We start from the raw sequence: 11,508 nt of genomic DNA on the forward strand, positions 1-11,508 counted from the left end.
CTTCGGGTGCGGATGTTGTCGCCTGGGCGACCACAGGTGCACCCGAAGACGCCGGCCGCCAGTCGCGGGCGGCGCGGGCCGCCGGGGGCAGGGCCAGCGCCAGGTCACGCGCCCAGGCCGCGTCGGTGCCGGTGAGCAGTGGCCGCCAGAGCGCCAGCGCGCCGGCCTCGTCCGTCGCCGGTGACCTCCGCCGCCGGGATCCCGGCCCGGCCGAGTGATAAGAGGGGGCCCCGCCTCTACCGGAGGCGTTAACAGGGGGCCCCTCCTTACCGCCGAGGGTGGGGAGGAGTCGGCCGCGGGTGACCAGGTCGGCGGCGAAGTCGGCCAGTTCGGCCAGGTGGCGCAGGCCCGCCCCGACCGGGCCGGGCCAACCCGCGCGCAGCAGCGCGTACGCGTCGTCCGGGGCGTACCCGAGGGCGGGCGCCCGCCAGCCGGCGCGGGTGAGCGGGCCGCGGACCGGGTCCCCGACGGCGGCCCGGGCCAGCTCCGGCGAGTCCACCGGCGAGCCGGCCCGGGTGGGCAGCCCGAGCAGGACGGAGATCGGCCGGCCCGGGGTCCCGCCGAGCGCGGCCGTCAGCGTGGCGTGGTCGGCGGCGAAGGGATGCGGCCGTTCGCGCGGGGCGCGGCCGGGGCGGCGCGGCGCGCGGGCCGGCAGCGTGCTGTCCTCGGCCCACACGGCGAGCCCGGCGCCGGGCAGCCACAGCCCGTGGATGACCAGCACACGTTCCCCCTCGACGACGCCCGGGGCCAGGATAGGCGGCCGGACGCGGATATCGTCGGCGCCATGACCGACCTTCTGGTGATCGGCGGGTTGGGCGTGGACGTCCGGGCCCGCGTGCCCGCGTTGCCGCTGCCCGCCGCCGACTCGCTGACCGTGCCCCCGGTCGAGCTGCGGATCGGCAACACCGGCGCCGGGGTGGCGCTGGCCGCCCACGCGCTGGGCCTGCGGGTGACGCTGGTCGACGTGCTGGGCGCCGACCCGGCCGGCGACGTGGTCCGGGCGGCGCTGGCCCGCACCTCGGTGCGGACCGTGCTGGTCGACACGCCCGCCGGCACCCGCCGCTCGGTCAACCTGGTCGACCCGGGCGGCCGCCGGATGTCGCTCTACGACCCCCGGCCCTGGCCTGGGCCGGGGACGCCGTTCGCCGACGCGGAGCTGGCCGCGCTGGTCGCCGAGGCGGCGCACGTACACGTCTCGATCATGGATTGGGCCCGGGACGCGCTGCCGGTGCTGCGCGCCGCGGCGGCCCTCTCCACCGACCTGCACGACTGGAACGGCGAGAACGACTACCACCGCCCGTTCGCCGAGGTCGCCGACCTGGTCTTCGTCAGCGACGTGAAGCTGGGTGAGCGGGCCGGGAAGGCGGCGGCCGCGCTCATGCCGCGCACCGTGCTGGTCACCGGCGGGGCGGCCGGCGCGACGCTGCACGCCCCGGACACGCCGCCGGCCCGCGTGCCGGCGGCCACCCCGCCCGGACCGGTGGTGGACACCAACGGGGCCGGCGACGCCTTCGCGGCCGGCCTGATCGCCGCCCGACTGCGCGGGGCCACGCCGCTCGACGCGGCCCGCTACGCCGCCCGGGTCGCCGCCGCCGCGTGCACCCACGACGGGATGGAGTATCCCCCCGGGCTGCTGCCCCGCGACTGACCGTCAGATCGCGCCGGTCTCGCCGTCGGTCAGCTCGCGCAGGATGTCGGCGTGCCCGGCGTGCCGGGCGGTCTCCTCGATCAGGTGCACCAGCACCCAGCGCAGCGACACCTCGCCGAGCTGCGCGTGCGGCACCACGTGGTCGAGGTCGAAGCGGGCCGCGACGGCCCGGGAGCGGACGCAGGCCGTCTCGTACGCCGCGGCGAGCGCGGCGACGGTGTCGTCGGGGCCGAGCGTGAAGCTGGCGTCGGCGTCGGCCTGGGAGGTGAGGTAGACGTCGCCCGGCTCCGAGGCGAACAGCCGGACGAACCAGTTCGTCTCGACCACGGTGAGGTGTTTGAGCAGCCCGGCCAGGGTGGTGAGGGAGGGCACCAGCCGCCGGGCGGCGTCGGCGTCGGCGAGACCGCGCGCCTTGCGCAGCACGGTGGCGCGGTGGAAGTCGAGGAACGCGTCGAGGACCGCCCGCTCGTCGCCCGTGCGGGCGAGGACCGGACCGAGTGTCGGGTCGATCGTCGGGGTCGCCATGACCGGACACTAGTCGCCGGAACGGTCGGCCCGCTGCCCCGCTATCCGCTGCGCGCACCCGCGCGCCGGGGCAGGATGGGCGCATGGCTTCCACGGTGCACATCCCCCTGGTGGGCGGCACGGCCGACGGCGAGCGCGTCACGGTCGAGCTGGACAGCAACGGTCGTCCGCCGCTGACCCACCACCACCTCGGGCCGGGCGGGTTGGCGGAGGCGCAGATCTACGAGTTGCAGTCGGGCGAGGGGCCGGACGACGAGGAGTGGGTCTACACCTGGCGCGGTCCGGCGGTCTGACCGCGCCACCTCAGCCGGCCGGGGCCAGCGTGCGGGCCCGGATGCTCTCCAGCACGCTGCGGGTCACATGCGAGGTGCCCCGTGCCTGCTCGCAGACCTCGGCGACCCGGCGTGCGGTCGCGTCGGCCCGGACTGTGCGCTCGTCCCACAGCCGGTCCACCTCGGCCAGCAGCGGACCCTCCACCTCCCGTTCCATGCCGCGCAGCGCCGGCACGCCGAGCCGCTGGGCCAGGTCGAAGACCTTGCCGGCGTACGGCAGTGGCAGGAACGGCGTGTTCATCATGGCGGCGAAGATCAGGAAGTGCAGTCGCATGCCGACCGCGAGGTCGAAGTGGCGCATCAGGCCGAGGACCTGCGCCGGACGGTAGTCGCCGTGCAGGATGCGCCCCCGGTCGGCGGCGATCATGTGGGACAGCACACCGTGCGAGTGCCGGATGTCGTCGCGCTCCATCGGCACGAAGAGCACGTACGCGTCGATCCGGTGCACCAGGAAGTCGCCGATCTGGGCGAGCAACCGGTGGTAGCCGTCGACGTCGAGGCGTTCCGCGGCCCGGCCCGGCTCCCGCACGCTCAACCCGACCAGCCGGGAACCGGCCGGCACGCCCTCCTCGCGCAGCCACTGCGCCGGGAACTCCTCGGGCTTGAGCAGGAAGGCCGGGTCACCGGTGACGGTGATCGGGTTGACCAGGCCGGCCTCCTCCAACACCATTCGCGACTCCTGGTCCCGGACGGTCACCTCGACGGCCTGCGCCAGCGTCTCGCGCACCATGGCGGTGTCTACCGCGTCGGTCAGCGGCCCGACCCCGACCGCGTACGTGAGCAGCGGCAGGCCCCGCTCCTGGGCGACCCGGACCACCCGAAGGTAGCGGCGGGCCTCCTTGTCGTACAGGATTCCGCCGCCACCCAGGACGAGCAGGTCGAGCTGGTGGAGCACCTGGGACGAGTCGACCCGGCTGACGCCCTCCCACGGCACCGCCTCGACGTCGGGGTGCGCCAGCGCGGTGTGCGCCGGGTTCCGGGAGAACACGATGATCCGGGCATCCGGCTCGTGTAGCCGCAAATCGGCCAGAAGACCCGTGAGGATCGCCTCGTCGCCGAGGTTGCGGCCGCCGTACGAGCCGAGCACGCCGATGGTCAGTCCGGTGCCGTCCCGCATCCGCTGCTCCTTCCCGGGGCGTCGCGGTGGCGTTCCCGCTGTCACCGGTGCCGTAACCCCCCGCCGGGCGGTAAGGAGGGGCCCCCGGTTAACGCATCCGGTAGAGGCGGGGCCCCCGCTTAACACCGAGGTGCGCCGAAAGCTGGTTGCCCGGGCGGGGAGGCGACGCGCACGGTGGGGCGGTGACCAGTCGACCGAAGACCCGTATCCGGTGGCGCGATCTGCCCGCCCACGTCCGTACCGCGGTCGAGGACATCCTCGGCGACCGGGTGGTGGCGGCCGAGTCACAACCCGGCGGCTACTCCCCCGGCACCGCCGACCGGGTCCGCACCGCGCGCGGCGGGCGGGCCTTCGTCAAGGCGGTCAGCCCGGCGCAGAACGACCGCAGCCCCGGCATGCACCGGGACGAGGCCCGGATCGCCGCCGCCCTGCCCGCCGCCGCGCCGACGCCCACGCTGCTCGGCAGCCACGACGACGGCGACTGGATCACGCTCGTCTTCGCCGACGTCGAGGGCCGGCACCCGGTCACGCCGTGGGACGCCGGGGAGCTGGCCGCCGTGCTGTCCACGCTGGAGACGATGGCCGCGACGCTCACCCCGGCCCCCGCCGCCGCGACCACCACCGCGGCCGAGACGCTCGCGGCGAACTTCGACGCGTGGCGGCGGCTCTCCGCCGACCCGCCGGCCGACCTCGACCCGTGGGCCCGCGCCCACCTGCCCGAGCTGCGCGCCGCCGCCGACCGGGGGGTCGCCGCGCTGACCGGCGACACCCTCTGCCACCTCGACGTCCGCGCCGACAACCTGCTGCTCGGCCCCGACGGTACGGTCACCGTCGTCGACTGGCCCTGGGCCTGCCGCGGGCCGGCCTGGCTGGACACGCTGCTCACCGTGATCAACGTGCAGGTGTACGGCGGCCACGACCCGGACGCGCTGCTGGCCACCCGGCCGCTCACCGCCCACGTCGACCCGGCCGACCTGACCGGCGTGCTGGCCGGCTTCACCGGCTTCTTCCTCGACGCCGCCCGCCAGCCCCCGCCGCCCGGCATCCCCACCGTGCGGGCGTTCCAGCGTCTCCAGGGCGACGCGCTGCTGCCGTGGCTCGCCCGCCGCCTGGGCGGATGAGTCAAAACCGCTTCGTGTACGCGACGAAAGCGCGCCAGGAGGCCGGAGCGAAGGTGAGCGCGGGCCCGGAGCGGTCCTTGCTGTCCCGCACGCCGACGACGCCGGGCAGATTGTCGGCCACCTCGACGCACGAGCCACCGTTCGAGCCAGAGCGGGTCGACGTGCGCCAGCGCGCACCCGTCAGATCCATGCCCCCTCCCCTCCCCGTCGATCATGGACTTACGGCCCCGCGAGGGCCCGACTTGTCCCATCTGCCGGGGCAACAACTGCAAGATCGACCCGCGCGGGCGGGCGGGGCGGGCGGGGCGGGGCGGGGCTAGGACGGGGTGAGGGGGGTCAGGGGGTTGGTCAGTAAGGGGGTGAAGGCCAGGTCGGCGGCGCCGATCAAGGTGGCGTCGTAGCCTAGGGCGGAGACGCGCAGTTGGGCCTTGTCGCGGGAGACGGGCAGGACGTTGGCGGCGATCCGGCGGCGTACCTGGGCCGCCGCGCCCGGAAACACCTCGGTGAGCGTCCCCCCGAAGATCACCACGCCGGGGTTGAACAGGTTGATCAGGTTCGCCACGCCGATGCCGAGCCAGTCACCGATGCGGCGCAGCGCCTCGCGGGCGGCGTCGTCTCCCCGGGCCGCGTCGGCGACCACGGCCCGGACGGCGTCACGTCCCCGCTGGTCGGCCGGGCGGCCGGCCTCGTCGAGCAGCGCCCGCTCACCGACCTCGGCCTCCAGGCAGCCACGGGAGCCGCAGCCGCAGGGCCGCCCCTGGTACGGGTTGACCAGCATGTGCCCGACCTCGGAACCGTACCCACCGTCGCCGTCGAGCAGGTCCCCGCCAACGACGATGCCGCCGCCGACACCGACGTCGCCGTGCAGGTAGATCACGTTCTGCGCGTCGACCCCGGCGCCACGCTGGTGCTCGGCCATCGCGCCGAGGTGCGCCTCGTTGCCGACCAGGACCGGGAGACCCAGGTCCAGCCGCCGGGCCAGCTCCGCGCCGAACGCCTGGTCCACCCAGCCCATGTCCGGTCCGAAGCGGACCATCCCGTCGCCGGGCCGGATCATGCCGCAGTAGGACGCGCCGATGCCCACGCACACCGACGTCGGCGGCGCGTCGTGGTGCAGCGCCCGCCCGAAGTCGGCGAGCACGGACACCACAGAGTCGAGGTCGGCTCCCGCCCGGGGCCGGGTCGCCTCCAGGCGTGCCGAGATCGTTCCGCCCAGGCCGACACGGGCGGCCACGAGCCGGTCCACCGCGATGTCGAAGGCGAGGACGTGGACGGCCGCCGACTCGGGCCGGACCACGAAGGACGGACGCCCGGCCCGGCCGCTGCCGGTGGGGGGCACCTCGCGGACCAGACCGGCCGCCGCGAGTTCCGCCGTGAGCGCCATGACCGTGCTGCGGTTGACGCCCATCCATTCGGCCAGTTCCACGCGGGAGGCCGGCCCGCCGAGGTGGACCCGTCGGAGCAGCGCACCGAGGTTGCGTCGACGGCTGTCGCCCGGCACATGCCGGTCCGCGGCCAGGTCCTTCAGCATCGACCACCCCGTCAACTGCCACACGGCTCCCCACCCGAGGATAGGTGGCGCACCGCGACCGCAGCCACCGCCGCGCCCGTTCAGCCGGGGGCGCGGGCGGGGTGGGTGAGGAAGGGCAGCACCGCCGCCGGCAGGGCGGGCGATGTGACCACGTCGTCGTGGGTCAGGCCGGGCAGCACGGCCAGCCGGGACATCGGCCGGTCGCCGCCCACGTCCCCCCGGCCGCCGCCGAGCAGGCCGAAGAACTCCGCCATGTGGCGCACCGGGATCGCGTCGGCGTCCGCGAAGACCAGCAGCACCGGCATCGGCAGCGCGGCCACCTCGGCCGACCAGTCGTAGTCGCGGCGCAGCAGCTCACCGCTGCGGGCCCAGAGCACCGGCCAGTCCTGCGGCCGGGGCGCGAGCCGCGCGTACCGCTCGTACGCCGGGGTGCCGCGCATCCGCTCGGCGGCGCGTGCGTCGTGCGCGGACATCGCGGCCAGCGCACCCGGGTGCCAACCCCGCCGCCGGCACGGCGTGGAGACCAGGACCAGGCGGCGGACCAGCGCGGGGTGTTGGATCGCGGTACGCAGGGCCACCCCGCCGCCGAGCGAGTAGCCGAGCAGGTCGGCCTCGGGCAGGTCGAGGTGACGCAGCAGGGCGGCCACGTCGTCGGCCAGCGACTCGTAGCGCAGCGGCCGGTCCACGTCGGCGGTGCGGCCGTGCCCCTGAAGGTCGACCGCGATCAGCCGCCGGCGGGTGGCCAGCGCGGGGCGCACCGGCGCGAACGTCTCGGTCGACCCGTAGGAGCCGTGCAGCAGCACCAGCGGCCGGCCGGCGCCGTGCTCCTCGTACCAGATCCGCAGCCCGCGCAGATCCGCGTGGCTCACCGGGCGTCGCGGGGGCGGGCCCGCAGGTGGGCGCGCTCGCCCTGGCTGCCGAAGAGGCTGAGGAACTCCACCCCCTCGTCGTCGGCGCGGCCGAACCAGTGCGGCACCCGGGTGTCGAACTCGGCCGCCTCGCCGGGGGCGAGCACTAGGTCGTGCTCGCCGAGCAGCAGACGCAGCCGCCCGTTGAGCACGTAGACCCACTCGTACCCCTCATGGGTCTTGGGTTCGGGCTCGGCCCGGCCGCCGGCCGGGATGATCAGCTTGTACGCCTGGATGCCGCCGGGACGTCGGGTGAGCGGCAGCATGGTCATGCCGTGCGCGGCGACCGGCCGCAGGTGGATGCGGGGGTCGCCGGTCGGCGGCGCCCCGACCAGCTCGTCCAGCGTGACGCCGTGCGCCCGGGCCAGCGGGAGCAGCAGTTCCAGCGTGGGCCGGCGGCCACCGGACTCCAGCCGGGACAGCGTGCTCACCGAGATGCCGGTGGCGGCGGAGAGGTCGGCGAGCGTGGTCTCCCGCTCGCGCCGCAGCGCGCGCAGCCGGGGGCCGACCGCGTCGAGGGCCTGGTCCAGGTCGTCAGCCATGCCGCCAGTTTGCCACAACGGCAACAAGGTTTGCGCGATCCTGGGCCGGCGCCCGAGGCGCGTCGCCGCGAATCCGCCCTAACCTGACAATTCCTCCCCTAGGGTGGGATGCGCAGGAGGCAGCCGAAACCGGGGGGCGACGTGGAGAGCTATCCGGCGATCGAGGATCACGGGCTCATCGGCGACCTGCAGACCGCCGCGCTGGTGACCTGCGACGGGACGATCGACTGGTTCTGCGCGCCCCGGTTCGACTCGCCGAGCATCTTCGCCGCCCTGCTCGACAAGAACAAGGGCGGGTACTTCCGGATCGCCCCGCACGAGACCCGGTACGTCACCAAGCAGCTCTACCTGCCCGGCACGCCGATCCTGATCACGCGCTTCATCAGCGCGGACGGCGTCGCCGAGGTGATGGACTTCATGCCGGTCACCGGCGAGCGGGCCACCGACGCGCACCGCCTGGTCCGCATGGTCAACATGGTCCGGGGCAGCATGCGGTTCAAAGTGGAGTGCCGGCCCCGGTTCGACTACGCCCGGGAGAAGCACCAGCTCGAACGCCACCCGAACGGGTACGTCTTCCGGGGCCGGACGGAGACGCTCACCTTCAGCCCGGTCGATCCGGTGCGGCAGCTCCTGTCCCGGGGTGGAGACGTCCGCATGGAGGACGGCGACCTCATCGTGTACGGCGACCTCAGCGAGGGCGACACCGGCGGCGTGATCCTGGAGACGGCCGGCACCGAGCCGCGGATCATCTCGGGGGAAGAGGTCCAGGCCATGTTCGAGTGGACCCGGGACTACTGGCGGCGCTGGGTGGAACGCTCCCGCTACACCGGTCGCTGGCGGGAGATGGTCGAGCGGTCCGCCATCACGCTCAAGCTCATGACGTACGCGCCGACCGGCGCGATGATCGCCGCGCCCACCGCCGCCCTGCCCGAGCTGGTCGGCGGCACCCGCAACTGGGACTACCGCTACACCTGGGTACGCGACACGTCGTTCTCCGTGCACGCGCTGCTCGGGCTCGGGTTCACCGACGAGGTCAGCCGGTACATGGACTGGCTGGACGAACGTATCCGGGAGGCCGGCGACCACCAGGACCCCCTGAAGATCATGTACCGGGTGGACGGCTCCTCCGACCTGCACGAGGAGGTGCTCGACCACCTGGAGGGCTACCGGGGCTCCAGCCCGGTGCGCATCGGCAACGGCGCGGCCGACCAGCTCCAGCTCGACATCCACGGCGAGGCGCTCTACGCCATGCACCTCGCCGACGAACAGGGCATCCGGGTGTCGCACCAGGTGTGGAAGAGCACCGTCCGGATGGTCGACTGGCTGTGCCACAACTGGGACCAGCGCGACGCCGGCATCTGGGAGAGCCGCCACCATCCCCGCAACTACACCTTCGGCCGGGTGATGTCCTGGGTCGCGCTGGACCGCGCCATCCGGCTGGCCACGCGCACCGGCCGCCCCGGGGACATGAACTGCTGGATCGAGCAACGCAACCGGATCTACGACCAGGTCATGGCCCGCGGCTACCACCGGGAGCGCCACAGCTTCGTGCAGGCGTACGACGAGAACGTGCTGGACGCCGCGCTGCTGGCCATGCCGTCGGTCGGCTTCATCACGCCCAGCGACCCGCTCTGGCGCTCCACCCTGGAATCGATCGAACGCGACCTCGTCTCCGACAGCCTGGTCCACCGGTACGACCCGGTCAACTCCCCCGACGGCCTCCCCGGCCACGAGGGCACGTTCAACATGTGCACGTTCTGGTACGTCGAGGCGCTGGCCCGCACCGGACGCCTCGACGACGCCCGGCTCACCTTCGAGAAGATGTTCACCTTCAGCAACCACCTCGGCCTGTACGCCGAGGAGATCGCCGCGACCGGCGAGCAGATCGGCAACTACCCCCAGGCGTTCAGCCACCTCTCCCTGATCAACTCCGCCCTGGCCCTGAACGAACTCCTGGACGTCCAGGCCGACGCCCGCCGCCGCCAGTAGCGTGTGCGCCCCGTTACCGGGCGCTTGATCGACTCCATTCCGCCGTAGTGGCGGTATCAGGCAGCTCCGATGCCGCCACTCCGGCGTACTGGTGTCGATCATTCCCGATGTGGGCACCAGAGCGGGGTGGCGGAGGAACGGGGGCCCGGCGCGCAGCCGGTGGTGTTGTTCGCGTCCCGGTGGTGGCCGGCGGTGCTCGTACCGCTCGGGCTGCTCACCCTGACGATCGGGATCGGCTTCCGGCTGCACGCCGCTTCCCTCATCGTCTACATCGGGATGACCGCCGCCACCGTCGTCTCGGCCTGGCTGCACCGGGACGGCGCGCTACTCGCCGACGACACCGGGCTGCTGGTCCGACATCGGGGCACTGTCACCCGGAGCTACCGGTGGTCCGAGATCCACCAGGCCGGGCTCGCCCGTCCCGGCTTCGGCCGGCTCGCGCTCGCCGTGTACCCGGACGGCGGCCGGTGGGACGTGCCCGGCCCGAACAGCGCGGTCATGGTCGGGCAGGTGTGGCTGTGGCGGCAGCCCGACCCGGAGAGCCGAGAACGGATCGAGGCAGCGCTGCGCGACCACGGCGTCGACATCGTCGATCCCCTCCCCTAATGCCTTGTCGATAGGGCGACGACCTGGGACGCTCCGGCGATGATCGACAAGCCGGGTGTGGACGAACGGCTCCTGACTGCCGAGGTGGCCATCGCCTGGGCCGTGGACGTCGCCGACCTCGTGTTCCTCCCGGTCGGGCTGGACGGGCAGGCGTGGGCCTACCGGGTGGACACGTCCGACGGCGGGCGGTGGTTCCTGAAGCTGCGCCGCGGCGGGTTCGCCCCGGCCGCCGTTCGGCTGCCTGTCTTCCTCCGCGCGCACGGCGTCCGGCAGGTGGTGGCGCCGGTGGACCTGGCTGGTGGCGGAACCGCCCACCGGTTCGGTGAGTACCAACTCCTGCTCTACCCGTACTGCGACGGCCGCAGCCTCTGGGGTCGCGGTCTCACCGACCGCCAGTGGATCGAGTACGGCGAGTTCCTCGCCCACCTGCACGCGGTCCCGCCCAGCCCCGAGATCGCCGCCGTCCTGCCGGTCGAGACCTACCGGTCGCGGGCCGGGCAGCGGCTGCGGACGCTGGGCGGGCAGGCCGCGACGAGCGCGACCCTCGGCGCGTTCTGGCACCGGTACGGCGATCCGCTGCACCGGCTGGCGGAGACGGTCGACGAGCTGGCCGCGAGCATGCCGCCGGCCCCGCACGTCATCTGCCACGCCGACATCCACCCCGGCAACCTGATCGCCGACGGCGACGGCCCGCTGCACGTGGTGGACTGGGACGCGCCGATCCGCGCGCCGCGCGAGCGGGATCTGATGTTCGTGCACAGCCGGGACTTCGGCGACCACCCGATCGACGCGCGCCGCGCGGCGCTCTTCCGCGAGGGGTACGGGCCGGTGGAGCCGGAGCCGACGTTGCTGAGCTACTACCGCGCCGAGCGGCACCTCGACGACGTCGCCGCGTTCCTCGCCGGCATCCTCGACCGGCAGGCGAGTGAAGGGTCCCGGGCGAACGACATGCACTGGCTCACCCGCATCGCCGAGACCGTCGCCGACCCGGGCTACACGCCCTGAACTGTGCTGGTGGGTGGTGGCGCGGCAGATTTCGAACCTGCGACCCCTCGCTTGTTAGTTCTGGGCGCTCCGTCCGGCGTGGTCCGTTAACGTCTGCGACCTCGGGCAGCTGTCCGTGATCAGCCGCCGGCTGAGGTTCCCCCGGTAGCTCGGAGGCTTTCGATCATGCTCTGATGGAGCTGAA

The 11,508-nt window shown here is 73.9% G+C and carries 12 protein-coding genes and 1 pseudogene; 6 read left to right on the plus strand and 7 right to left on the minus strand.

Annotated features, from left to right (window positions below; genetic code table 11):
* Nucleotides 1-721: pseudogene (locus B1205_RS32125) on the minus strand (ATP-dependent helicase); the annotation flags it as partial.
* 63 nt (nucleotides 722-784) lie between these two features.
* Between B1205_RS32125 and B1205_RS22210 the strand changes: the two are divergent.
* Entirely contained in the window at nucleotides 785-1,648 is an 864-nt protein-coding gene (locus tag B1205_RS22210) for a carbohydrate kinase family protein (RefSeq protein ID WP_089157350.1), read from the plus strand.
* A 3-nt stretch (nucleotides 1,649-1,651) separates the two neighbouring features.
* Here B1205_RS22210 and B1205_RS22215 read toward each other — a convergent pair whose 3' ends face one another.
* Nucleotides 1,652-2,173 carry a DinB family protein gene (locus B1205_RS22215; protein WP_089157351.1) on the minus strand — a complete coding sequence of 174 codons (522 nt, stop codon included), beginning with the start codon at nucleotides 2,171-2,173 and terminating at the stop codon, nucleotides 1,652-1,654.
* A gap of 83 nt (nucleotides 2,174-2,256) precedes the next feature.
* On the opposite strand from B1205_RS22215, the gene B1205_RS22220 reads away from it, so the two are divergent.
* On the plus strand, nucleotides 2,257-2,466 hold the full coding sequence (locus B1205_RS22220; RefSeq protein ID WP_089157352.1) for a hypothetical protein: 210 nt from the start codon (nucleotides 2,257-2,259) through the stop codon (nucleotides 2,464-2,466).
* 10 nt (nucleotides 2,467-2,476) lie between these two features.
* Here the strand turns inward: B1205_RS22220 and B1205_RS22225 are convergent, their stop codons facing one another.
* Complete coding sequence (locus tag B1205_RS22225) at nucleotides 2,477-3,622, minus strand: polysaccharide pyruvyl transferase family protein (RefSeq protein WP_089157353.1); 1,146 nt, start codon at nucleotides 3,620-3,622, stop codon at nucleotides 2,477-2,479.
* Nucleotides 3,623-3,804: 182 nt separating this feature from the next.
* Here B1205_RS22225 and B1205_RS22230 point away from each other — a divergent pair, with 182 nt between their 5' ends.
* Nucleotides 3,805-4,743 (plus strand): phosphotransferase family protein, encoded by a 939-nt coding sequence (locus B1205_RS22230; RefSeq protein ID WP_089157354.1) that lies wholly within the window; start codon nucleotides 3,805-3,807, stop codon nucleotides 4,741-4,743.
* Between the two features lies 1 nt (nucleotide 4,744).
* On the opposite strand, the gene B1205_RS22235 is transcribed toward B1205_RS22230, so the two are convergent.
* The 4 genes from B1205_RS22235 to B1205_RS22250 all read right to left on the minus strand — a co-directional run bounded on the left by B1205_RS22235 (nucleotide 4,745) and on the right by B1205_RS22250 (nucleotide 7,724).
* Entirely contained in the window at nucleotides 4,745-4,933 is a 189-nt protein-coding gene (locus B1205_RS22235; RefSeq protein ID WP_089157355.1) for a DUF397 domain-containing protein, read from the minus strand.
* A gap of 126 nt (nucleotides 4,934-5,059) precedes the next feature.
* Entirely contained in the window at nucleotides 5,060-6,274 is a 1,215-nt protein-coding gene (locus B1205_RS22240) for an ROK family transcriptional regulator (protein ID WP_089157356.1), read from the minus strand.
* Between the two features lie 80 nt (nucleotides 6,275-6,354).
* Nucleotides 6,355-7,113, minus strand: a complete 759-nt coding sequence (locus B1205_RS22245) for an alpha/beta fold hydrolase (RefSeq protein WP_441338537.1) — start codon at nucleotides 7,111-7,113, stop codon at nucleotides 6,355-6,357.
* Nucleotides 7,114-7,139: 26 nt separating this feature from the next.
* Complete coding sequence (locus tag B1205_RS22250; RefSeq protein WP_089157358.1) at nucleotides 7,140-7,724, minus strand: helix-turn-helix domain-containing protein; 585 nt, start codon at nucleotides 7,722-7,724, stop codon at nucleotides 7,140-7,142.
* A 141-nt stretch (nucleotides 7,725-7,865) separates the two neighbouring features.
* Between B1205_RS22250 and B1205_RS22255 the strand changes: the two genes are divergently transcribed.
* The 3 genes from B1205_RS22255 to B1205_RS22265 all read left to right on the plus strand — a co-directional run bounded on the left by B1205_RS22255 (nucleotide 7,866) and on the right by B1205_RS22265 (nucleotide 11,324).
* Nucleotides 7,866-9,713 (plus strand): glycoside hydrolase family 15 protein, encoded by a 1,848-nt coding sequence (locus tag B1205_RS22255; RefSeq protein ID WP_089157359.1) that lies wholly within the window; start codon nucleotides 7,866-7,868, stop codon nucleotides 9,711-9,713.
* A 126-nt stretch (nucleotides 9,714-9,839) separates the two neighbouring features.
* Nucleotides 9,840-10,319, plus strand: a complete 480-nt coding sequence (locus B1205_RS22260) for a hypothetical protein (RefSeq protein ID WP_089157360.1) — start codon at nucleotides 9,840-9,842, stop codon at nucleotides 10,317-10,319.
* Between the two features lie 39 nt (nucleotides 10,320-10,358).
* Nucleotides 10,359-11,324 carry a phosphotransferase enzyme family protein gene (locus tag B1205_RS22265; RefSeq protein ID WP_089157361.1) on the plus strand — a complete coding sequence of 322 codons (966 nt, stop codon included), beginning with the start codon at nucleotides 10,359-10,361 and terminating at the stop codon, nucleotides 11,322-11,324.
* Nucleotides 11,325-11,508: the final 184 nt, after the last annotated feature.

Source organism: Micromonospora sp. NBS 11-29, from assembly GCF_002140155.1.
Classification (GTDB): Bacteria; Actinomycetota; Actinomycetes; order Mycobacteriales; family Micromonosporaceae; genus Micromonospora.

Excerpts from the sequence above, each read along its gene's own strand:
- B1205_RS22235 (WP_089157355.1), bottom strand. The coding sequence starts at position 4,933 with ATGGATCTGACGGGTGCGCGCTGGCGCACGTCGACCCGCTCTGGCTCG.
- B1205_RS22215 (WP_089157351.1), bottom strand. The coding sequence starts at position 2,173 with ATGGCGACCCCGACGATCGACCCGACACTCGGTCCGGTCCTCGCCCGC.
- B1205_RS22240 (WP_089157356.1), bottom strand. The coding sequence starts at position 6,274 with ATGCTGAAGGACCTGGCCGCGGACCGGCATGTGCCGGGCGACAGCCGT.
- B1205_RS22220 (WP_089157352.1), top strand. The coding sequence starts at position 2,257 with ATGGCTTCCACGGTGCACATCCCCCTGGTGGGCGGCACGGCCGACGGC.
- B1205_RS22250 (WP_089157358.1), bottom strand. The coding sequence starts at position 7,724 with ATGGCTGACGACCTGGACCAGGCCCTCGACGCGGTCGGCCCCCGGCTG.
- B1205_RS22265 (WP_089157361.1), top strand. The coding sequence starts at position 10,359 with ATGATCGACAAGCCGGGTGTGGACGAACGGCTCCTGACTGCCGAGGTG.
- B1205_RS22210 (WP_089157350.1), top strand. The coding sequence starts at position 785 with ATGACCGACCTTCTGGTGATCGGCGGGTTGGGCGTGGACGTCCGGGCC.
- B1205_RS22225 (WP_089157353.1), bottom strand. The coding sequence starts at position 3,622 with ATGCGGGACGGCACCGGACTGACCATCGGCGTGCTCGGCTCGTACGGC.